Genomic DNA, 22155 nt, shown 5'->3' with positions numbered 1-22155 from the left:
AAAGGCGGTGCCGTTCAGACCAGCATCGCCTTTTTCAGTTCCTGTCCGTCATAGCGGCGCGGCCCTTCGCCGGAAAACGCGGCCTTGACCAGCGCGACGATGCGCTCGTTGGCCGGCGTGGCGACGCCGGTTGTCTTGCCCAGGGCGACGATTTCCCCGTTCAGCCAGTCGATTTCCGGCGGCCGTCCGCGTTCGAGGTCTTCCGCCATCGACGTTCGCGCGTCCTTGTCGATCTGCAGCATGCCGGCGGCCAGCCGGACGAACAGCCAGTCCGGCAAATCGAGGATCTGTGGAATGAGATTGGGCCCGACCTTGCCGATCTTCGCCGGCCGGATGCCCGCGGCCTTCAGCACGGCGAGCGCCTCGCGGATCAGGGCAGAGAAGACCTGGCGGTAGGCGCGCGTCGAAAGCTGGCGTTTCAGCGGCAGTCCCGACAGCGCATTGACCGGGTTGTTGAGATTGTAGAGGAGCTTGCCCCACTGCACGGATTCGATCTCCGGCGAGATGTCTGCCGGAATGCCGGCCGTGTTCAGCGCGTAGGCAAACGCTTGTGCGCCGTCGCCCGTTCCGATGACGATCTCGCCTTCCGTGCCGCAATGGAACCGGTCGGTTCCGATCTGCGCCACGTTGAACCCGACCATGCCGGCCAGCACGCTCCTTTGGCCGAGGCATTCGCGCAGCACACGGGCATTGGAGACGCCGTTTTGCAGGCTGACGATCACGGCGCCGGGCTTCAGGATGGCGGCGAGCGTTTCGCCGGCCGCCCGCGTGCCGTCGCTCTTGACGCAGACGAGGACAAGGTCGCATTCGGCGAGCGCATGCGGATCGGTCGCAAACCGGAAACTGTCCGGCGATGCGCGCCGTTCGCTGCCGTCGAACCGCGTCAGGGTAATCCCGCGCGCAAGCCGTTCGCCCATCGAGGCCCGCCCGAACAGGACCGTATCCTGGCCGGCAGCGGCGAGCATGCCACCGACGTAACAGCCGATCGACCCGGCTCCGTAGATTCCCGTTCGCATGTGCTCCGGCCCCTTGTCGCGATAACGCATGGTGAAGGGTGACGAACCGGCCGATTTCGTCAAGTATCGCGACGCGTTATTGCGGGAACACGCCGTGTCCGGGCAATTTTCCCCTTCACCTTGCGGTGCAAAACCGGTAGGGGATCGGCAAGACTGATAGGCAGCCAGATCCGGAGAAATCCATGACCGAAAAATCCAACCTTCCCAAAGTGGTGACGGTATTTGGCGGCTCGGGATTTGTCGGCCGCCACGTGGTGCGCGCCCTGGCGCAGCGCGGTTACCGCGTACGCGTCGCCGTGCGCCGTCCGGACCTCGCTTTCCACCTGCAGCCGCTCGGCGATGTCGGCCAGATCACCGCCGTCCAGGCCAATCTGCGTCACCGCTGGTCGATCGCCCGCGCCATTGAGGGCGCCGATGCGGCCATCAATCTCGTCGGCATCCTTTTCCAGAGCGGCCGGCAGAGCTTTGCCGCCGTGCAGGAATTTGGCGCCAGAGCTGTTGCCGAAGCCTGTGCCGAGGCCGGCGTGCCGCTCGTCCACATGTCGGCGCTCGGCGCCGACGCGCATTCGGAATCCGAATATGCGCGCACCAAGAGCCACGGCGAGCGGGCCGTGTTCGATGCGCTCGGCGACCATGCGATCGTCATCCGCCCGTCGATCGTCTTCGGGCCAGAGGACGATTTCTTCAACAAGTTCGGAGAGATGGCGCGCTTCTCGCCGGTCCTGCCGCTAATCGGCGGCGGCCACACGAAATTCCAGCCGGTCTATGTCGGTGACGTGGCCGAGGTTTTCGCCCGTGCCGTTGACGGCAAGCTGAAAGGCGGCGCTGTCTACGAACTCGGCGGCGCCGAAGTGCTGACGTTCCGCGAATGCCTGGAAGAGGTTCTGAAGGTCACGCGGCGCAAGCGCCTCTTCGTCACCGTTCCCTGGTGGGCCGCGCGGATGCAGGGCCGAATTCTGGGCCTTCTGCCGAATCCGCTTCTGACCGTCGACCAGGTGACGCTGCTCAAGACCGACAACGTGGTCTCCGACGCCGCGGAAACGGAAGGCCGCACGCTCGCCGGCATCGGCATCCGCCCGGCGACGCTGGAAGCGATCCTGCCGTCCTATATGTGGCGATTCCGCGAAACCGGCCAGTTCACCAATCCCAACCTGCCGACTGAAACCGGCGGCGCGGCCTGAATTTGGACGCCGGCGCGCTCCTGCCTGACGCGATCTCGGTTGCAATGGCGGGTTTTCTCGTTGTCGCCAGCATTTTCACATCCGCCGTCACCGCTGCGTTCGGCGTCGGCGGTGGCATCATGATGCTCGTGCTGATGGGCCTGTTCATGCCCGTCGCCGCACTGATCCCGGTGCATGGCGTCGTCCAGCTCGGCTCCAATGCCGGCCGCGCCTTTCACATGCGCAAGTCGACGGTGCCGTCGATGATACTTCCTTTCGCCGCCGGCGGGATCATCGGCGCGCTCGCCGGCGGATCGGTCGTCACCGACCTGCCGGAAGCGTTGCTGAAGACCATTCTCGCGATCTTCATCGTTGTCCTGACCTGGGTGAAGCTGCCGCCTTTGCCGGCCGCGAAATCGCCGCTGGTCTTTACAATCGGCGGCGTCATTTCGACGGCGCTGACCATGTTCATCGGCGCCACCGGTCCGCTCGTCGCCGCCCTGATGGCGAAGGCCTTTGACACCCGTCAGCAGGTCGTGGCCAATTCCGCCGTCGCCATGGCGATTCAGCATGTCCTGAAAGTCGTGGTATTCGGCGTGCTCGGCTTCAACCTCGCGCCGTGGCTGCCGCTGGCCCTCGCCATGATCGCGTCCGGCTATCTCGGCACGATGATCGGCGCGAGGCTTCTGGAGAATATGGACGAGGCGCGCTTCCGGTTCTGGTTTCGGATCGTTGTCACGGTCCTGGCCGCCGAACTTCTGCGCCGGGCGTTTTCCTAGCCGAGGAAATGCAGCCCGATCAGGCCGAGTGCGCCGACGAGGATGCGCCACCACGCAAACAGCGAAAAACCGTGCTTCGATACATAGTCGAGCAGGTATTTCACGACGAAGACGCCGGCAATGAATGCCGTGACGAAGCCCGCGCCGATAAGAACGGCGTCGTCGAACGACAGCGCGTCCCGGTTCTTGTAGAGGTCGTAGGCGAACGCGCCCGCCATGGTCGGCATGGCGAGGAAGAAGGAAAATTCCGCCGCAGACCGCTTGTCGGTTCCCATCAGCAGTGCGCCGGCGATGGTCGCGCCCGAACGCGACGTGCCGGGGATCATCGCGAGGCACTGGAACAACCCGATCTTGAAACAGAGCCCGAGCGGGTAGTCCATCACGTCGGTGTAACGCGGCTTCAGCGGCAGCTTGTCGATCCACAGCAGGATCACGCCGCCGACGATCAGCACGCTGCAGATCAGGGTGGGCGACTCGAACAGCACCTGCTTGATGAAGTCATGCGCAAGCGCGCCGATGACGGCCGCCGGCAGGAAGGCGAGCAGGATGCCGGCGACGAAACGCCGTGTCTTGGCATCCGACGGCAGCGCCAGCAACATCTGCCAGAGTCGCGAGAAATAGACCGTCAGGATCGCCAGGATCGCGCCCAGCTGGATCAGCACCTCGAAGGTCTTGCCCGTCGATTCAAAGCCGAGAAAGTGGCCGGCGAGCAGCAAATGGGCGGTCGATGAAACGGGAATGAATTCCGTCAGCCCTTCCAGGATACCGAGGAGAAGGGCTTCGACGATCGTCTGGTCTGGCATGGGAGAAGTCCGATTGGGAATTGCCGGGCGGCGGAATCAGAAGGCTTTGCGCCTGACGCGGCATACACGATAATCCGTGCGGCTGACCAGCCCTTACGCGCAGGCGCGGCCGAAGGTGCCGGGATCTTGCGCGGCCTTCCGACGGCGCCGCGGGTCCGGGCGCGGATATTCGCGGGCGCGGCGTGTTACCAAAAGTCACCAAGTGTCGAAAATTTGGCAGCACGCGTCGCATCTGAAATAAAGCCGTCGGCATCGTGGCGCATGTTGATGGGCGTTTTGACATCATCACCCCGATGGTCAAAGCTAGCTTCACGAAATGCTCCACTCAGGGAGGTATTGAGATGGCATTTTTCAAACGCAACGGCGAACGCCTGCCCGACCACATCGTCGAACTGGCCGAAGCCGCGAAGACCGGCAAGATGGACCGTCGCGAATTTCTCGCGCTGGCCAGCACCTTCGGTGCCACAACCGCTGTCGCCTATTCCATGATCGGTCTTGCCGCTCCGACGCCCGCCAGGGCCCAGGAAGGCAAGAAGGGCGGCGTCCTGCGCATGCAGATGATCATCAAGGAAGCGAAGGATCCGCGCACTTATGACTGGTCGGAAATGGCCAACGTCACCCGCCAGTGCAATGACTACCTCATCCGCTATACCCGCGACTTCACGTTCGATGGCCATCTTGTCGAAAGCTGGGACATCAATGACGATGCCACCGAGTACACGCTGAACGTCCGTCAGGGTGTCAAGTGGTCCAACGGCGACGACTTCACCGCCGATGACGTGATCTACAATATCACCCGCTGGTGCGATAAATCGGTCGAAGGCAACTCGATGTCCGGGCGCGTTGCGACGCTCATCGACGACGATACGGGCAAGGCGGCTGAAGGCGCGATTACCAAGGTCGACGACCACACCGTCAAGCTTACCCTGAAATCTTCCGACATCACGCTGATTGCGAGCTTCGCCGACTATCCGGCGCTTATCGTGCATCCGTCGTTCGACGAGAATCCCGATACGCTGAAAATGCCCGGCACCGGGCCCTACGAAATTACCGAATACGAGGTCGGCAATCGCGCCGTTATCAAGCGCCGCGAAAACTTCACCTGGTGGAAGGGCGAACCCTATCTCGACGGTGTCGAGTTCCTCGATTACGGAGCGGAGATCAATTCGACCATATCCGCGCTCGAGTCCGGAGAAATCGACGCCAACTACCAGACGGTTGGCGAAGCGGTCGGACTGTTGGAATCCATGGGTCTCGTGCAGGAGGAGGTCGTTACCGCGGCGACCGTGGTTCTGCGCATGAACGTCGCCAACAAGCCCTACGACAACAAGGACGTCCGCAACGCGATCACGTCTGCCGTCGACAATGCGACCGTTCTGAAGCTCGGCTACAACGACGCCGGCACGGTGGGCGAAAACCACCATGTCTGCCAGATCCATCCGGAATATTACGAGCTTCCGCCGATCTCGCGTGATCTCGGCAAGGCCAAGGAACTGATGACCGCGGCCGGTCACATGGACACCGAGTTCGAGCTGATCTCCTACGATGCGGAGTACGTCAAGGATCCGGCCGATGTCGTCGCGGCGCAGTGCCGTGAGGCCGGTTTCAACATCAAGCGCACCGTCATCCCGGGTTCGTCCTTCTGGAACGACTGGACCAAGTACCCCTTCTCCACGACCGAATGGAACATGCGTCCGCTCGGCGTGCAGGTTCTGGCGCTTGCCTACCGCACTGGAGAGTCATGGAACGAGACGGCCTATTCGAACCCCGAGTTCGATGAAAAGCTCAACGCGGCTCTGGCCGTCGCCGACGCGGACAAGCGCCGCGGGATGATGAAGGACATCGAGATGATCCTTCAGGACAGTGGCATCATCATCCAGCCGTTCTGGCGCAAGCTCTACAGGCATCACCAAGATTATGTGAAAGGCCTGTTCATGCACCAGACCTTCGAGATCCATCTCGAAGGGGTCTGGCTCGACAAGTAAGTCGTAAAGGAAGGCGGGAAGCGGATTGGCTTCCCGCCTTTTTACCGGCGGCTACAATCCGCATTTCACAAAGCCGGGGGAGAGTTCGGGGTCATGCTTTCATTCTTGTTGCGGCGTCTTGGCGTCATGCTTTTGACAATGCTGTGTCTGAGCCTTGTCGTCTTCTTCTTCGTCAATCTCGAACCGAACCTCAAGAAACTCGCGATCTTCCAGACCGAATCCCGCGCCACCGAGCAGGAGCTGAACAACTGGCTCGAACGCAACGGCTACCGGGACAATTTCTTCATCCGGTACGGACGCTGGATCGGTATAGCGCCGAAACAGCCGGTCCGCGATCCGAGCACCGGTCAGATCGTTCCCCGTTTCCGCTATTGTGACGAACCGACCAAGGCGACCTTCTCCGGCGTCCTGCAAGGCGATTTCGGCTGTTCGACCGCGTTTCGCACCACGGTGAACAAGAAACTGCCCGCGGCGCTCGCGGCCACGGGCATCTTGATGTTCTGGGTGATGCTGATCATGGTTCCGACCGCGCTGGTGATCGGCGTGCTGGCCGGCATGCGCGAAGGCTCGAAGCTCGACCGGAGCCTGTCCGTTGCCTCCATCGCCTCGACGGCGACGCCGGAATATGTGTCGGGCGTGATCTTCACCGCCATCTTCGCGACATGGCTCGGCGTTCTCAACGGCTCGGCGGCGACCGCGCTGACGCGCGGATTTTCCTTCTACAATTTCACCCTGCCGGTGATGACACTGGCGATCTACGGCATCGGCTACATCGCGCGCATGACCCGTGCCTCGATGGCCGAGGTGATGACCGCGCAATATATCCGCACCGCGCGGCTCAAGGGTTTGACATTTCGCGCCGTCGTCATGCGCCATGCGCTACGTAACGCGCTGATAGCGCCCTTTACCGTGATCATGCTGCAGTTTCCGTGGCTGCTCACCGGCGTCGTCGTCGTCGAGAGCATGTTCAACTACAAGGGCTTCGGCTACCTGCTGGTGCAGGCCGCCGCCAACAACGACATCGATCTCGTCTTGTCCTGTGGCCTGATCTCGGTGGTGATCGTCCTTGTGACACAGCTGATATCGGATATCGGCTACGCTTATCTCAACCCGCGCATCCGCGTCGCGTAACCGGAGGAAGCGGGTATGGAAACTCTGGGCATTTTCGGAATTATCGCAGGCCTTCTCTACCGGTTGTGGCCGGTATGGGCGGCGCTGATCGTCATCCTCGTGGTCGTCCGCGTCTACGGCAGCCGGCTCGGACTGTTCGGGCAATTGTTTGATTCCGCCATCGGCACGGCGGGCGTGATGATTTGCGGTTTCTGGGTCTTCACTGCGATCTTCGCCAACATCATCGCGCCGCTCGATCCCCGCGTTCAGGTCACGATCATGAAGAACGCGGTCCCCGGCGCTGTCGATACCCAAACCGGCATGGCCTTCCTGCTTGGCGGCGACCAGCTGGCGCGCGATGTCTTCAGTCGCGTCGTCTACGGCGCGCGCATCGTGCTGACGATCGCGCCGGCGGCGACGCTGATCGCGCTTCTGGTCGGGTCGTCGCTCGGTCTTCCGGCGGGATTCTTCGGCCGCCGCATCGATTCGGTCCTGTCCTTCCTCGCCAACCTCGTGCTGGCATTTCCCGTGATCCTTCTGTTCTACCTCCTGGTGACTCCCGGCATCATGGAGACCGCCATTCCCTATGCGATGGCGGGCATCCTCTTCATCATCCCGATCATCTTCTTCTGCGTCCTGTTCGTGACCCGTTATTCGGCCCGGCCGGCGCTGATGTGGACCTATCTGGCGCTCACCGTGGTCATCGGCTTCTGGATCTATTCGGGTCTTGTCTTCAACGCCGATCCGCTTGGCATTATCTCCATCGAACCAAACGAGCTGAACATCTTCGTCGCCGTCGTCTTCGCTTCGAGCCCCGGCGTGTTCCGCATCGTGCGCGGCCTCGTCATGGACATCATCACCCGCGACTATGTCGCCGCGGCCCAGACGCGCGGTGAATCGCCCTGGTACATCATGTTGTGGGAAATCCTGCCGAATGCCCGCGGCCCGCTGATCGTCGATGTCTGCCTGCGCATCGGTTACACGACGATCCTGCTCGGAACCCTGGGTTTCTTCGGTCTCGGCATGGGGCCGGAAAGCCCCGACTGGGGTACCGCGATCAAGGACGGCTCAAAGGTCGCCCAGCTTCGGCTCTTCCCGTGGCAGGGTGTCGTTCCGGCCATCGCGCTGATGTCGCTGGTGCTGGGCTTGAACCTGCTCGCCGACGCGCTGCGTGAAGAATCGCTGAAGGACTGAGGGGAACCGGTATGGCCATGCAAACAGTTGAAGCCCCGACCGGCGACAGGCCCCCCGTTACGGCCGAAACGCCGATCCTGGAAATCGAGAACCTGCACATCTCCTTTTATACCCGCGCCGGCGAGATCCCCGCCGTCATGGACTTCTCCTGCAAGGTGATGCCCGGCGAGGCGATGGGTATCGTCGGCGAGTCGGGCTGCGGCAAGTCAACCGTCGCACTCGGCATCATGCGCGATATGGGCAGCCGCGGTCATATCAAGTCCGGGACGATCAAGTTCAAGGGCCGCAAGATGGGCGAGATGAGCGACGCGGAACTGCGCACGCTACGCGGTTCCAAGATTGCCATGATCTACCAGGAGCCGATGGCCTCGCTCAATCCGGCGATGAAGGTCTCCCGCCAGCTCATGGAAGTGCCGATGATCCACGAGGGCGCGTCGAAGGAAGCTGCATGGAAACGCTCCGTCGAAATGCTTGACGCCGTGCGCCTTCCGGACCCGAAGCGTGTCATGAACTCCTATCCGCATCAGCTTTCGGGCGGACAGCAGCAGCGCGTCGTCATCGCGATGGCGCTGCTGTCTAATCCGGAACTGCTGATCCTCGATGAGCCGACGACCGCGCTCGACGTCACCGTGGAAGCCGGCATCGTCGATCTTGTGAAGGACCTCGGCAAGCAATTCGGCATGTCGAGGCTGTTCATCTCGCACAATCTCGGCCTGATCCTCGAAACCTGCGACCGGATTACCGTGATGTATTCCGGCGAGGCCGTCGAAACCGGCGGCGTGAAGGACGTGTTCGATCGCATGCGCCATCCCTATACGCAGGGGCTGTTCCGCTCGATTCCCCTGCCAGGCGCCGACAAGAATGCGCGCCCCCTGATCGCCATTCCGGGCCAGTTGCCCCTGCCGCACGAACGGCCGAAGGGCTGCAACTTCGCCCCGCGCTGCCACCATTTCGTCGAGGGCGTCTGCAACGCCCACGAAGTGCCGATGTACCCCGTTTCGGGCCACAGGAACCACTTCAGCCGTTGTGAGCGCTTCAAGGATCTGGACTGGGCGGCAATGCCGGAAGGCGTGAAGACCAACGAGCTCATCAAGCCGGGCGATTCGATCCTCCAGATCGACGATTTGAAGAAGTATTACGATGTCGCCGCCAACGCGATCTTCGGTGGCGGCGAGCGGCGCACCGTGAAGGCGAACGAGTCGATCACCTTCGATGCCCGCGAGGCCGAAACCGTTGCGATCGTCGGCGAGTCCGGCTGTGGCAAGTCGACGCTCGCCAAGGTACTGCTCGGGCTGGAGACGGCAACCGGCGGTACGATCAAGCTCGACGACCGGGAGATCCAGGCCATCGAGGTGCAGAACCGGGGGGCCGATCTCGTTTCGGCCATCCAGATGGTGTTCCAGAATCCGTTCGACACGCTCAATCCGAGCCATTCGATCGGAAGCCAGATCATCCGCACGTTGGAAAAATTCAAGATCGGCGCAAACCAGGCCGAACGCCGCGCCCGCATGCTTGAACTGCTCGATCTGGTGAAACTGCCGCGTGCCTTCGAGACGCGCATGCCGCGCCAGCTCTCGGGTGGCCAGAAACAGCGCATCGGCGTTGCCCGCGCCTTTGCCGGCGGCCCGAAAGTCGTCGTCGCCGACGAGCCGGTATCGGCCCTCGATGTCTCCGTCCAGGCGGCGGTGACGGAATTGCTGATGGACATCCAGCGCGAGTCGCGCACGACCATGCTTTTCATCAGCCACGACCTCTCGGTCGTCCGTTACATCGCCGACCGGGTCGTGGTGATGTATCTCGGCTACATCGTCGAGCAGGGCACGACCGAGCAGGTCTTCGCGCCACCCTATCACCCCTATACCGAGGCGCTTCTGTCGGCGATCCCGATTGCCGATACCAGCGTCAAGAAGAAGAGCATCATTCTGGAAGGCGATATTCCGTCGGCGCTCAATCCGCCCCCCGGCTGTCCGTTCCAGACCCGGTGTCCGCACAAGCGCCAGGTGCCGGGCAAGCTGTGCGAGACCGAAATGCCGCCGCTCAAGCATTTCGCTGGCGGCCACACTGCGCTGTGCCACCTTTCCGAAGAGTATTTCGCGGCCATGGAGCCGGTCATATCCTTCGATGTGCCCGAGACGGACGATTCGTCGAAAGAGGTCGATACCGCCAAGGTGAAAAAAGCGCCGGTGCAAAAGAAGGCCGAGGCCAAAAAGGCGCGCGCGGCGGCGCCGAAGAAGGAGTCTGCGCCGAAAACCGCCGCCAAAGCGGAAGCCCGTCCGCCGAAAATGCGCAAACCCGCCAAGCCCGACGACCTGAAGCTGATCTCCGGTGTCGGGCCGAAGATCGAGGGCGTTCTGAACGGGCTCGGCATCTATAAATACGACCAGATCGCCGGTTGGAAGAAGGCCGAACGCGAATGGGTCGACGACCATCTGAAATTCCGCGGCCGCATCGAGCGAGAGGACTGGGTCAAACAGGCCAAGGCCCTCGCCAAGGGCGGCGTCGACGAATATGTCCGCGTCTTCGGCAAAAAGCCGCGATAGAAGATCATGACGCGGGCGGATGACGTCGCTGCATTTGTCGCCCGCTGCGCCGCCGGAGACTTCCCGCCGGATGTCCTGCATCAGGCGCGCCGCTGTCTGGTCGACCTGATCGGTGTCGCCGCGGCGGGCAGCAGGACCGAACTCTCGCGAGTCATTTCCGATCACGCCGCGACGCATTTCGCCGCCGGGCGCAACATGGAATCTGCCCCGCTGCTTTTCCGTGCCGATCACCGGACAAGCCCGTCCGGCTCGGCGCTTGCGAATGGCATGACGATCGATTCCTTCGACGCCCATGACGGCCATCCGCTCACCAAGGGTCATGCCGGCTGCGGCATTTTCCCGGCGCTGTTCGCTCTTGCCGCCGCCGAGGAGCCGGAGATGGCGTTCGCGCGCTTCCTCGGCCTCCTTGTCGCCGGCTACGAGATCGCCATCCGCGCGGGCATTTCGTTGCATGCGACGGCGCCAGACTATCACACCTCCGGCGCCTGGGTGGCGGTTGGCGCCGCCGCGCTCGGCGGCCATGTTCTGGGCCTCGACGCGGGGCCGTTCCGCCATGCGCTCGGCATCGCCGAATATCACGGGCCGCGCAGCCAGATGATGCGCTGCATCGATCACCCGACCATGCTGAAGGACGGCTCCGGCTGGGGCGCGATGGCCGGCGTGTCCGCCGCCTATCTCGCCCGCGACGGCTTCACCGGCGCGCCGGCGATCACGCTGGAAGACGAGACAACCGCGGAAATCTGGTCGGACCTTGGCGAGCGCTGGCGAATGATGGAGCAGTATTTCAAGCCGTATCCAGTATGCCGTTGGGCGCAGCCCGCCGTTGAGGCGGTGCTACAGGCGGTTGCCCGGTCCGGACGTCCGCCGGCCGGCATCGACAGCATTCGGATTTTCTCGTTTCATGAGGCGACGCGGCTCGCCGCACGCCGTCCGCAGTCGACGGAGGAAGCGCAATATTCGCTGCCTTTTCCCGTCGCCGCCGCGGCGCTCAGGGGAAGGATCGGCCTTGCGGAGGTGTCGGACGCGGCTTGTCGCGACAACGAAATTCTCGCGCTTGCTGACCGCATCATTCTCGTCGACGACCCGGTCTTTTCGGCCGAGTTTCCGGCCGAGCGCTGGGCGCGCGCCGAAGTGACGTTCAGCGACAAGACGGTTGCGAACTCAGATGCCGTTCGCGCCCGCGGCGATGCCGTCGAGCCGCTTTCCGACGAGGAGATTCTCGCCAAGTTTCGCGCACTGATGGCGGATTCCGGCCACGGGAAACTGGCGGACGGTCTCGAGGCTTTCGTCTGGCGGCCGGTATCCGGTGCGAGGGTGCGCGACTTCGTCAGCCTTTTTTCGCCCTGACGCGATAGGCCAGCATATCGGCCCATTCCGGGTGCTTTTCGAACTGCGCCGCCGCATACGGGCAGAGCGGAATGATCTTCCGTTCGGCCTTTTCCGCGTCGGCGAGCAGTGTCTTGAGCAGGCGCATTCCGGTTCCCGTGCCGCGAAACGCATCCGGAACCTCGGTGTGATCGATGATGATCTGGTCCTTGCCGATCAGGCGGTAGGTCATCTCGGCGATTGTCTCGCCCGGACCGCGCACCAGGTAGCGCCCCTTGCCGGCATCGTCCTCTTCGCGTTCGACGGGAAGCGTCTTCACGTCGGTCATGTCGGCGCGAATGCCGGTCAGGAACGTGGCGATCGCGTCGAGCTCGCTCTGCGCGATCTCGTGCCCGCCCGGATGCCAGACGCTCTTGACGGTTGCGCCGCGGCTTTCCAGCCCCTCGATCAGTTGTCCGGTAAGGTCCGGCGGGCAGATCGGATCGCGCCCGCCCGCGGTTACCAGGATGCTCTTTGCGGCAAGGTCGTCACCGTTTTCGATTTCCCATGGGATCAGCGGATGCATCAGCACGGCGTCGGAGAAGAGGCCGGGTTCCTCCAGAATGACGGAAGCGAGGATATTCGCGCCGTTGGAATAGCCGAGCCCGATGACGCGCGATGGTGCGAGCCGCTTTATGTGGGCGGTGACGAAATCGGCCATTGCGCGCGTCCGCGCGGCGAGGTCCTCCATGTCGTAGACGCCTTCGCCGGCGCGCCGGAAAAAGCGGCGCATGCCGTTTTCCGAGACATCGCCACGCGGCGCGATGACGACCGCTTCCGGGAAGAGCGCGGCAGAAAGGTCGAGAAACCGGGTCTCGTCTCCGCCGGTGCCGTGAAAGGTGAAGAGCGCCGGATTGCCGGGCCGGTAGTCCGGTCCCGGTCTTTCGGCGTGGTGATAGCTGTCGAGAGGCATTGGATCGGTTCCCGTCGGTTGCGGGTGATATAGGGAATCCTGGTTCCTGTATCCATCACGCGGCAACCGGCACCGGGTTTCTACGAGTCGTCCAGCGGCAGCGCGCTGGTATCCTTCAGTGTCTGCAGGACGATGGACGTCTTGACGTTCTGCACCGCCTCGTGCGGCAGCAGCGTTTCGTTGACGAAATCCGACAGGCCGCGCAGGTCCCGCGTCACCACCCGGAGGATGTAGTCCATCTCGCCGGTCAGCGCGTGCGCCTCCTGCACCTCCGGCAGCCGCGCCATCAGCTCCGCGAAGCGCGCGGCATTGTTGCGGTTGTGCGTTGACAGAGTCACCGAGATGAAATTCACCAGGCCGAAGCCGGCCTTCTCGCCGTCGATGCGCGCGTGATAGCCGGCAATCAACCCGTCGCGCTCCAGCCGTGCGCGCCGCCGCGAACATTGCGACGGCGACAGGTGGATGCGCTCCGCGATGTCGTTGTTGGTCAGCCGCGCGTCGTCCTGCAGCAGCGCAAGGATTTTGCGGTCCGTTTTGTCCAGTTCTGCGTCAGACATGTTTTTTCACTTCATGATGCACGATTCGTGCAGAATGATGTCAGATCATGCGCAAATACGCAAACACCTTGCGCCGCTCATGCGGTATTCTGGTGCGAGAGAGATTTGGAGGCTTGCCATGGGACCCTTCCCGCACGACGCACCGAAAGCGAAAATCTCGGCCGACAATCCGGCCGGCACCGATGGGTTCGAATTCGTCGAATTCGCCCATCCCGATCCGAAGGAACTGGAAACGCTCTTTGCGCGCATGGGTTATGCGCCGGTTGCCCGCCACAAGACCAGGGCAATCACGGTCTGGCGCCAGGGCGACGTCAACTACATCGTCAATGCCGAGCCCAGCTCTCACGCCATGCGCTTCGTCGAGGAGCACGGCCCGTGCGCGCCGTCCATGGCATGGCGCGTGGTCGATGCGAAACATGCCTTCGAGCACGCCGTGGCGAAGGGCGCGACACCCTATGAGGGCGGTGACAAGGCGCTCGACGCGCCGGCTATCGTCGGCATCGGCGGATCGCTGCTCTATTTCGTCGATACCTATGGCGACAAGGGCTCGCCCTATGACGCCGAATTCGACTGGATCGGCGCGCGCGATCCGAAGCCGGAAGGCGTCGGCTTCTATTACCTCGATCACCTGACCCACAATGTCTACCGTGGCAACATGGACAAGTGGTGGGCCTTCTATCGCGAACTGTTCGGTTTCACCCAGATCCATTTCTTCGATATCGAGGGCAAGCTCACCGGCCTCGTCAGCCGCGCGATCACCTCGCCCTGCGGCAAGATCCGCATCCCGCTCAACGAGTCGACCGACGACAAGAGCCAGATCGAGAGCTATCTGAAGAAATACAAGGGCGAGGGCATCCAGCACATCGCCGTCGGCACTGACCATATCTACGATGCGACCGACGCGCTCGCCGCCAATGGCCTGCAGTTCATGCCGGGGCCGCCGGACGCCTATTATGCGATGAGCCACGATCGCGTGCACGGCCATGACGAGCCGGTCGACCGGATGAAGAAATACGGCATCCTGATCGACGGCGAAGGCGTTGTCGGCGGCGGCGAGACGAAGATCCTGCTGCAGATATTCTCCAAGACCGTTATCGGGCCGATCTTCTTCGAGTTCATCCAGCGCAAGGGCGATAACGGCTTCGGCGAGGGCAATTTCCGCGCGCTCTTCGAGTCGATCGAACGCGAACAGATCGAAAGCGGCGAACTGGCGATGGACGCGGCCGAGTAATCGGACGCCCGCATTCCCGCGGGTAACCGGCTACGCCGCCATCGGCATCCGTCGTCCCGAGCGCAGGAAGATCGTCAGGATGATCGCGATGTTGAGCAGGTTCCAGGCAATCCCGTTCAGGAACGCCATCTGGTAGGACCCGGTCATGTCGTAGATCCAGCCCGACATCCAGCCGCCCAGCGCCATGCCGGCAATCGTCGCCATCATGACGAATCCGACCCGCGTGCCGGCTTCGCGGGCTGGCATGTATTCGCGTACGATCAGCGTATAGCTCGGCACGATTCCGCCCTGCGACAGGCCGAAGATCAGGCTGACCATGTAAAGCGACACCAGCCCGTCATAGGGCAGGTAGAGGAACAGCGCGACGCATTGCAGCGACGATCCGATCAGCAGCGTGGCGACGCCGCCGAGGCGATCCGCGATCAATCCGGACGTGAGCCGCGACGCGACGCCGCCGAACAGCATGAGCGACAGCATTTCGGCGCCGACGGCCGGCCCGAAGCCGAGATCGGTGCAAAGCGACACGATATGGACCTGCGGCATCGACATGGCGACGCAGCAGCCGACACCGGCAAGGCCGAGCAGCAATTGCAGCGTGCGCGGCGAAAAGGCGGCCGCACGGCCGTTTGCCGGCGTGACGACCGGCGCCGCATCGACGACACTTGCCGGAAACCGGCGCCGCAGCAGCCAGGCCAGCGGAATGACGCTGGCGACGATGATCGCGGCGAGCGCGAAATAGACCGCGCGCCAGCCGCCGCTTTCCTGGATCGGCTGCAGCAGGATCGGCCAGATCGCGCCGGACAGATAATTGCCGCTGGCGACGATCGCCACCGCGATACCGCGTCGGCGCCGGAACCAGTGCGAGATGTCGGCGAGCAGCGGCCCGAAACCCGCCGCAGTGCCGAAACCGATGACGAATTGCGCCGCCGCCAACATGTGGATCGATGGCGCGACCGCGGCGGCGGCGTAGCCGGTGCCGAGTATGAGCGCCGCGCCGGAGAGTGCCACCGTGATCCCGAACCGGTCGACGGCGCGCCCGATAAACAGATTGCCGAGAGCGAAGCCGGCCATCGTCAGCGTGTAGGGAACCGATGCTGCGGCCCGTGCCGTGTCGAACTCGGCCTGTACCTGGGGCATGATCACTATGATCGACCACATGCCGACATTGCCGATTGTCGCGATCAGAAGACTGACCGCGAGGCGTTTCCAGGAATACCGGCTATCGAGAAGGTCCGCAGGATGCATTGCGCGACGCTATTGCCGGTTTGCCGTCTTGTCTAATGCTCTATTCTGCGGGTTGCCGCGAGCGCCGGACTGGCTTTTCTAGAAACCCATCCTTTGCGCAAGCGCCTTCAACATTGCCAGCAATGCCAGGCTGGCGAAACCGCCGGCAACGACCGTGACGCCATATTGGGTCGTGCCGTTGAGAGGCAGGTGAATGTATTTGGTGGCGTAATAGCCGAGGAAGCCGCCGGCTATCAGGATGATCGTGTTCGGAAGGATGCCGAATCCGTCTCCGCCCATGACGCCGTCCATCGCATACCCTATGAAATAGGCACATGCGGATCCGATGAACAGGATCATCAGGAATGTCATGGTATGGGGATCGATATACATAATAGCCCCTGGTTTCAGTGATGGCACTGTCCCAGAATGGCATGAATCCCTGAATATCAGGTTTGCATGATGCGCGGAATTGACGGCTTTCGGGCTAAATTTTGTTAATTCCTGTCGATGCCGCCGGCTGGCCCGGGAAAAAAGTGGCGGATCCTTAAAATTTGAACTGACCGGTAAGACCCGAATTTATCGACCGCTGGCATCATGCGGCGATTGCCACGGGAAGGACGGTCATGGCCCGCGCGGACAGGGTTTTCGAGAAATTCAAGACAATGCCGATCTGGTGTCAGTCGTGCCTCGTGACCTTGGCCGCGGTGTTGGGCTCCGATTCCCTGACGCTGGCATTCTACAGCATCTTCTTTTCGGACCGTCTTGCGCTCGACCTTTTGCTGACGGCGCTGATAACCATTATCGTGGCCTTTCCGATCGCCTGGCTGTTCCTTGACCAGCACGTGAAGGTCGAACGGCTGGCGCGCGAACTGCGCATCGCTTCGCAGACCGATTCCCTGACCCGCCTCGCCAACCGGCGCGAATTCATGGCCTCCGTCGGCGCGGCGCTTTCCGCGTCGGACGAGCCGGCCGGCGCTGGCGCTGTCCTGTTCATCGATGCCGACCATTTCAAGCGGATTAACGATACATACGGCCACGGCGTCGGCGACGAGGTTCTGATCAATCTCGGCGAGGCCATCATGGACAGCATCCGCCTTCAGGATGTCGCCGCGCGCATTGGCGGCGAGGAGTTCGCCGTCTTCCTGCGTCTCGCCGATCTCGATATGGCGCAGCGCGTCGCGGAACGCATTCGTGTCCTGACACACAAAATCTCCGAATCGATGGACCTCGGCGATATCGGGATCACGGTCAGCATCGGCATTGCGCGTCATCGCAAGGGCCAGACCCTCGACGACGTGCTTCGCACCGCCGACCGTTCGCTTTATGTCGCCAAGGAAACCGGTCGCGACCGGATCGTTCAGGATCTTTGCCTGCCGGCCGCCGCGTGATACGCCGGCCGGGCCGGACAGCTATTCCTTGAATTCCCAGACCTGCTGAAAATCGAGATCCGTAAACGCCAGCGCGTCGCGTGCCGCCGCGTCGCAACCGAGCGATCTGACGTTGCGGCGCATCTCCTTGCGCCATGCGGGAACGATCGCCATCGCCGCCGCGCGGTCGGCAGGGCTCAGCTCTTTGCCAGAAGTGGCGTCGCCATAGGCGAAATAGGCCGGGCAGGCGTCCTCGATGGCGGCGGTGTATCCGCGGAAGATGGCGAAACGAACGGCTTCGTTTTCGCCTGCCCGGACGGTTGTGGCGCAGGCCACAGCGACAGCGGCGAGCGCCAGTCGAACGAACATGCGGCTTCCTTCGAAAGGTTTCAAAGCGTTGCGGCGAACCGGTTAATCGAGTCGGGCAGGGCTGTCCATGCGGTTCCCGGTCACCGCACAAATTCGCGTTGACGGCCATCCCGCAATTCACACGCGGCAGGCCTAATCCCGCCGCTGGAATGCGATCATGACCAGGGCGAGGCACGACGAGCCCAGCATGAGCAGGAGGGAGACCGCGTTCAACAATGGCGTGGATCCCTCTTTCAGTCGGTCGAACATGGCGATGGTCAGCGGTGCATCGGACCCGACCAGCATCAATGTGGTGTTGAAATTTTCGAAGCTCATCAGGAACGCCACCACGAAGGCGCCGATCATCGCCGGAGCGAGATAGGGAATCGTAATTGTGCGCACCGCGGTCAGTCGCGTTGCGCCGAGATTGAGCGCCGCCTCTTCCAGGGACTGGTCGAACTTCTGCAGCCGGGCGGAAATGACCAGCGTCGCGATCGTCGCGATGAACGAGAACTGGCCGAGGATGACGAGCGTCAGCCCCGGGCGCAGGACTTCGAGGTCCCATTTCATGCTGTCCCAGACAGCGTTTGCCACGGTGCTGGAGAAGACGAGCATCGAGATGCCGAGCACGATGCCGGGAATGACCAGAGGCAGCAGCATCAGAATGTAGAGCAGGCCGCGGCCGGGAAACTTGTGGCGCGTGAAGAGAAAGGCGTTGGACACGCCGACCGCCACCGACAACAGCGACACGGCCAGACCGACAAACGCCGACGTTCCGATGGCGCGCAGAATCGGCCGTTCGTGGAACACGCCGATCATCGGCGCCGCGTCGCCGAAGAACCAGTTCCAGGTGAACCCCTCCCAGGGGAGGGAAGGAAACTGGCTGTCGTTGAAGGCGAATACCGTCACCACGAACAGGGGCAACGCCAGATAGACGAAGAACAGCACCACATAGGCGGAATAGGCAAACCGGAACGGGCGCGATTGGGGAATAGTCGGAATCATGGTCGCGCCTCCCCTAGCCCATCGTCTTTTCGAGCGTCTGCCCGGTCAGCCGCAGCATGACCCAGACGATGAAGGACGAGAGGAACAGAAGCACGAACCCGAATGCCGCGCCAAGCTCCCAGTTGAAGCGCACGATGAACTGCGAATAGATCAGTTCGGTGAACCACAGGCTGTCCTTGCCGCCGAGCATGGTCGGCGTCAGGTAGTTGCCGAGGCTCAGCATGAAAACGACGATGCAGCCCGAGACGATCCCCGGCATCGCATGCGGAATGACGATCTCTCGCAGGATAGACGGTCCGCTGCCGCCGAGGTCGTAGCCGGCCTCGATCACCGCGTCGTCGAGGCTTCCGAGCGTGGTGATCAGGGGGACGACCATGAACAGCATCGAGGTGTAGACGAGGCCGATCATGATGGCGGCGTCGTTGTAGAGCATTTCGACCGGGCCGTGGACGAGCCCCAGATATTGCAGCAGGCTGGAGATCACGCCGGTCTCGCGCAACAGGATCATCCAGCCGAAGGTGCGGACGAGTTCGGAAACCCAGAACGGGACCAGGCAAAGCAGGAAAAGCAGCGACCGCACGCGCCCCTTGGCCATTTTCGCGATGTAGTAGGCGACCGGAAAGGCGACAACGAGCGTGATCAGCGTCGCCAGGACCGACATCACCGCCGTGCGCAGGAACGTCCAGAGATAGAGCGGCTCCTGCAGGAACGTCAGGTAGTTCGCCGGGCTGATCTCGTATTTCCCGACGCCGACACGTTCGCGCAGCGACACCAGGAACATGTCGATATGCGGGATGATGATGAGCAGGGACAGCCACAGCAACAGCGGCGTCAGAAGCAGGATGAAGCCGAGCCGCGTTCCGTCACGCATCTATTCGGCCCCGGCGGCGAAGCAATTCGCCTGTTCGCCCGACCAGCCGATATGCACCACGTCTCCCTTGGCCAGGTCGTCGAATTCGCCCGACTGCGGCAGCGCGACCTCGATCTCGCCGGCGCTACCCTCGTCGCGAACCAGCACCCGGCTGGCGGCGGCGTTGAAGAGCAGGCTCGTGACACGACCCTTCAGGTGGTTGTCCAACGATGTGAGTTCGGTCTCGTTGCGGGAGAGGCGAATGGCTTCCGGCCGGACAAATATGTCGGCTGACTGGCCGTCGCCGAGCGCGCGTCCCTGTGCGTTTCCGCGAATAAGCAGGCCGCTGTCGGTCCGCAGTTCCGGCGCGCCGCCGTCGCTGCGTTCGATCCGTCCGCTCCAGCGATTGCTGTCACCGACAAAGCCGGCGACAAACGGCGTCTCCGGCCGGTAGTAGAGATCGCGCGCCGTTCCCATCTGTTCGAAACAGCCCTGGTTCATGACCGCGATCTGGTCCGACATGACCAATGCTTCCGACTGGTCGTGGGTGATGTAGACGAATGTCGTGTCGAAATCGGCCTGCAGCGCCTTGAGTTCGATCTTCATGCGCTCGCGCAGCTTCAGGTCGAGCGCGCCGAGCGGTTCATCAAGAAGCAGCACGTCCGGTTCGAGAACCATGCAGCGCGCGATCGCCACGCGCTGTTTTTGCCCGCCCGAAAGTTCGTCGACACGGCGGCGTCCGATCTCCGGCAATCCGATGCGCTCGAGGACCTCGCCGACCTTGCGCGTGATGTCGCGCTTCGGCAGACCGGCGCGCCGCAGTCCGTAGCCGATATTGTCGGCGACGTTCATCATCGGGAATAGCGCCAGATGCTGGAAGACCATGTTGACCGGCCGCTTGTTCGGCGCCACGTCCAGCACCGATTTGCCCTTGATCAGGATGTCGCCGCTCGTCGGCGCGAGAAATCCCGCGATCATTCGCATGATCGTCGTCTTGCCGCACCCGGATGGTCCGAGGATGGAAAAGAAGGATCCCGGCGGCACGGAAAAGGAAACGTCGCTGACCGCGGTCGTGTCGCCGAAGCGCTTGGTCAGATCGATGCACTGAAGGTCGGGGGTCATCGGCTGTTCGTCATACCGTGAAACGAAGCGGCACCCGCCCGAAGGCGGGTGCCGCAGGATTTGCGGATAATCAGTTGGCGGCCTTTACGCGGTCAAGCACGCCGCCTTCGATCGCTTCCAGTCCGGCCGGCACCGGCGGATACCATTTGATGTTGTCGACGGCTTCCGGCGGAAAGCTCGCCTGGTAGCGTGCCTTGAGATCGGCCGAAACGAACTCGTCGGCGCCCTTGGATGCCGTGAAGTTGCCGGCCGCCTCGGTGATCAGCGCCGCGATTTTAGGCTGCATCACGAAGTTGATCCAGGCATAGGCCACGTCGTCGGCCTTGCCCTTGGCGGGCAGCGCGAAAGTGTCGATCCAGCCGAGCGCGCCCGAAGTCGGCGCCACGAAGGTGATATCCGGATTGTCGGCGTTCAGTTTCCAGCCGCCGGTATCCCACGCCATCGCGGCCACGACTTCACCCGAACGCATCAGGTTCAGGAGCTCGTCGCCGCCACCCCAATAGGTTTTGACGTTGGGCTTGCACTCGATCAGCTTGGCCTCGACCTTGTTCATGATGTCCGTATAGGCGGCTTCGTCGCCATAGGCGGCGAACGGATCCATGCCCATCGAGAACGCGAAACCGATCAGCGTCGGGCGCTTGAGGCGGTAGGAGACCTTCCCGGCGACGTCCGCGTTGCAGAGGTCGGTGTAGTCCTTCACGCCGGCGGCCTTGGTGGTGTCGAGCACAAGTCCGCTGGTCCCCCACACATGTGGAACGCCATAGACCTCGCCGTCCACGGTCGTGTTGGCCTTGGTTGCCTCGAGCATCGACGGAATGAACTGCGCGGCATCGATCTTGGAGAGGTCGATCGGCTTGTATATCCCGAATTCGGCCTGCGGTCCGGCGATGCGGTCCTGGCTCGGCTGCACCAGGTCGAACCCGCCGCCGCCGGTCGCGCGCAGCTTGGCGATCATTTCCTCGTTGTTCGATTTGGTCACCTCGACGGTGTTCCCCGTTTCCTTCTCGAACATCGCGACCACGTTTTCCGGCGCATAGCCGCCCCAGGTCAGCAGGCGTAGCGTATCCGCGCTGGCGGAATGGGCCAGGCCGAGAAGGCTAATGGTTGCGACGGAGACGATGAATTTCAGACTTCCACTACGCTTTTGCATGACAACTCCCTTCGTGCAGAAATCGATCTTGGGATCGACCACGGTCAGGAAGATTGGTGGATTTTTGCTATTCGGTCAAATTATTGATTTGCGATGCGGAAACCGGTTTCGGCGCGACGCGGGAGCTGCCGGTCGGGACCGCCCATGCGGAACCGGATGTCCGGTCTCGCCATGCGTCAACGCGGTGACGGTTCTGCGCCTCTGTGCGCAATTTCCGCATTGAAGGTTGCGCCCGCCTCGGTTATCAAGGCCGGGCTTTGGCGTTTCGCCAGTGGCACCCGTAGCTCAGCTGGATAGAGCGCTGCCCTCCGAAGGCAGAGGTCACAGGTTCGAATCCTGTCGGGTGCGCCATTCAAGTCTTTGAAAAAGCTTATGTTTGATCCGTGAATTCGGGTCGGCATCTCTCTCAAAACCCGTCCTGTCACACTGTTGT

20 protein-coding genes and 1 tRNA gene are annotated in these 22155 nt (G+C 62.5%); 10 read left to right on the top strand and 11 right to left on the bottom strand.

Annotated elements, in window-relative coordinates; translation table 11 throughout:
* Positions 1 to 14: 14 nt before the first annotated feature.
* Positions 15 to 1079, bottom strand: coding sequence for a 2-dehydropantoate 2-reductase (locus tag IG169_RS00185; protein ID WP_210325796.1), 1065 nt, complete (start codon positions 1077 to 1079; stop codon positions 15 to 17).
* A 119-nt stretch (positions 1080 to 1198) separates the two neighbouring features.
* Here IG169_RS00185 and IG169_RS00180 point away from each other — a divergent pair, with 119 nt between their 5' ends.
* Both IG169_RS00180 and IG169_RS00175 read left to right on the top strand, forming a co-directional pair.
* A complete protein-coding gene (locus tag IG169_RS00180; protein ID WP_193174129.1) occupies positions 1199 to 2197 on the top strand; it encodes a complex I NDUFA9 subunit family protein in 999 nt (332 codons plus the stop codon).
* A 44-nt stretch (positions 2198 to 2241) separates the two neighbouring features.
* On the top strand, positions 2242 to 2955 hold the full coding sequence (locus IG169_RS00175) for a sulfite exporter TauE/SafE family protein (protein WP_193174128.1): 714 nt from the start codon (positions 2242 to 2244) through the stop codon (positions 2953 to 2955).
* On the opposite strand, the gene IG169_RS00170 is transcribed toward IG169_RS00175, so the two are convergent.
* A complete protein-coding gene (locus IG169_RS00170; RefSeq protein ID WP_193174127.1) occupies positions 2952 to 3758 on the bottom strand; it encodes an undecaprenyl-diphosphate phosphatase in 807 nt (268 codons plus the stop codon). The genes IG169_RS00175 and IG169_RS00170 overlap by 4 nt on opposite strands.
* A 341-nt stretch (positions 3759 to 4099) precedes the next feature.
* Here IG169_RS00170 and IG169_RS00165 point away from each other — a divergent pair, with 341 nt between their 5' ends.
* The 5 genes from IG169_RS00165 to IG169_RS00145 all read left to right on the top strand — a co-directional run bounded on the left by IG169_RS00165 (position 4100) and on the right by IG169_RS00145 (position 11934).
* Positions 4100 to 5743, top strand: coding sequence for an ABC transporter substrate-binding protein (locus IG169_RS00165; RefSeq protein ID WP_193174126.1), 1644 nt, complete (start codon positions 4100 to 4102; stop codon positions 5741 to 5743).
* A 93-nt stretch (positions 5744 to 5836) separates the two neighbouring features.
* Positions 5837 to 6874, top strand: a complete 1038-nt coding sequence (locus IG169_RS00160; RefSeq protein WP_193174125.1) for an ABC transporter permease — start codon at positions 5837 to 5839, stop codon at positions 6872 to 6874.
* Positions 6875 to 6889: 15 nt separating this feature from the next.
* Positions 6890 to 8047: an ABC transporter permease gene (locus tag IG169_RS00155; RefSeq protein ID WP_193174124.1), complete on the top strand. Its 1158-nt coding sequence runs from the start codon at positions 6890 to 6892 to the stop codon at positions 8045 to 8047.
* An 11-nt stretch (positions 8048 to 8058) separates the two neighbouring features.
* On the top strand, positions 8059 to 10587 hold the full coding sequence (locus IG169_RS00150) for a dipeptide ABC transporter ATP-binding protein (RefSeq protein WP_246717038.1): 2529 nt from the start codon (positions 8059 to 8061) through the stop codon (positions 10585 to 10587).
* Between the two features lie 6 nt (positions 10588 to 10593).
* Entirely contained in the window at positions 10594 to 11934 is a 1341-nt protein-coding gene (locus tag IG169_RS00145) for an MmgE/PrpD family protein (protein WP_193174123.1), read from the top strand.
* Here the strand turns inward: IG169_RS00145 and IG169_RS24300 are convergent.
* Together IG169_RS24300 and IG169_RS00135 are read right to left on the bottom strand one after the other, a co-directional pair.
* Positions 11915 to 12865 (bottom strand): N-acetyltransferase, encoded by a 951-nt coding sequence (locus IG169_RS24300; RefSeq protein WP_193174122.1) that lies wholly within the window; start codon positions 12863 to 12865, stop codon positions 11915 to 11917. The two genes, IG169_RS00145 and IG169_RS24300, sit on opposite strands and share 20 nt — an antisense overlap.
* An 80-nt stretch (positions 12866 to 12945) precedes the next feature.
* A complete protein-coding gene (locus IG169_RS00135; protein ID WP_193174121.1) occupies positions 12946 to 13422 on the bottom strand; it encodes an Lrp/AsnC family transcriptional regulator in 477 nt (158 codons plus the stop codon).
* Between the two features lie 118 nt (positions 13423 to 13540).
* On the opposite strand from IG169_RS00135, the gene hppD reads away from it, so the two are divergent.
* Positions 13541 to 14653 (top strand): 4-hydroxyphenylpyruvate dioxygenase, encoded by a 1113-nt coding sequence (gene hppD, locus IG169_RS00130; RefSeq protein WP_193174120.1) that lies wholly within the window; start codon positions 13541 to 13543, stop codon positions 14651 to 14653.
* 30 nt (positions 14654 to 14683) lie between these two features.
* On the opposite strand, the gene IG169_RS00125 is transcribed toward hppD, so the two are convergent.
* Both IG169_RS00125 and IG169_RS00120 read right to left on the bottom strand, forming a co-directional pair.
* A complete protein-coding gene (locus IG169_RS00125) occupies positions 14684 to 15898 on the bottom strand; it encodes an MFS transporter (protein WP_193174119.1) in 1215 nt (404 codons plus the stop codon).
* Between the two features lie 78 nt (positions 15899 to 15976).
* On the bottom strand, positions 15977 to 16270 hold the full coding sequence (locus IG169_RS00120) for a hypothetical protein (protein ID WP_193174118.1): 294 nt from the start codon (positions 16268 to 16270) through the stop codon (positions 15977 to 15979).
* Between the two features lie 233 nt (positions 16271 to 16503).
* On the opposite strand from IG169_RS00120, the gene IG169_RS00115 reads away from it, so the two are divergent.
* Entirely contained in the window at positions 16504 to 17268 is a 765-nt protein-coding gene (locus IG169_RS00115) for a GGDEF domain-containing protein (RefSeq protein WP_193174117.1), read from the top strand.
* A gap of 21 nt (positions 17269 to 17289) precedes the next feature.
* On the opposite strand, the gene IG169_RS00110 is transcribed toward IG169_RS00115, so the two are convergent.
* From IG169_RS00110 to IG169_RS00090, 5 genes are all read right to left on the bottom strand, one after another.
* Positions 17290 to 17616, bottom strand: coding sequence for a hypothetical protein (locus tag IG169_RS00110; protein ID WP_193174116.1), 327 nt, complete (start codon positions 17614 to 17616; stop codon positions 17290 to 17292).
* Between the two features lie 132 nt (positions 17617 to 17748).
* The gene (locus IG169_RS00105; RefSeq protein WP_193174115.1) at positions 17749 to 18600 is read right to left on the bottom strand and encodes an ABC transporter permease; all 852 of its coding nucleotides are present in this window, start codon (positions 18598 to 18600) and stop codon (positions 17749 to 17751) included.
* 13 nt (positions 18601 to 18613) lie between these two features.
* Positions 18614 to 19471, bottom strand: a complete 858-nt coding sequence (locus tag IG169_RS00100; protein WP_193174114.1) for an ABC transporter permease — start codon at positions 19469 to 19471, stop codon at positions 18614 to 18616.
* Complete coding sequence (locus IG169_RS00095; RefSeq protein WP_193174113.1) at positions 19472 to 20572, bottom strand: ABC transporter ATP-binding protein; 1101 nt, start codon at positions 20570 to 20572, stop codon at positions 19472 to 19474.
* 70 nt (positions 20573 to 20642) lie between these two features.
* Positions 20643 to 21722, bottom strand: a complete 1080-nt coding sequence (locus tag IG169_RS00090) for an extracellular solute-binding protein (protein WP_193174112.1) — start codon at positions 21720 to 21722, stop codon at positions 20643 to 20645.
* 274 nt (positions 21723 to 21996) lie between these two features.
* Here IG169_RS00090 and IG169_RS00085 point away from each other — a divergent pair.
* Positions 21997 to 22073 (top strand) — tRNA-Arg (locus IG169_RS00085).
* The last annotated feature ends 82 nt before the right edge of the window (positions 22074 to 22155 follow it).

This window comes from Oricola nitratireducens (assembly GCF_014904745.1).
Lineage (GTDB): Bacteria > Pseudomonadota > Alphaproteobacteria > Rhizobiales > Rhizobiaceae > Oricola > Oricola nitratireducens.
Note: the sequence above shows the minus strand (reverse complement) of the source record. Positions and strands in the feature narration are given on the sequence as shown.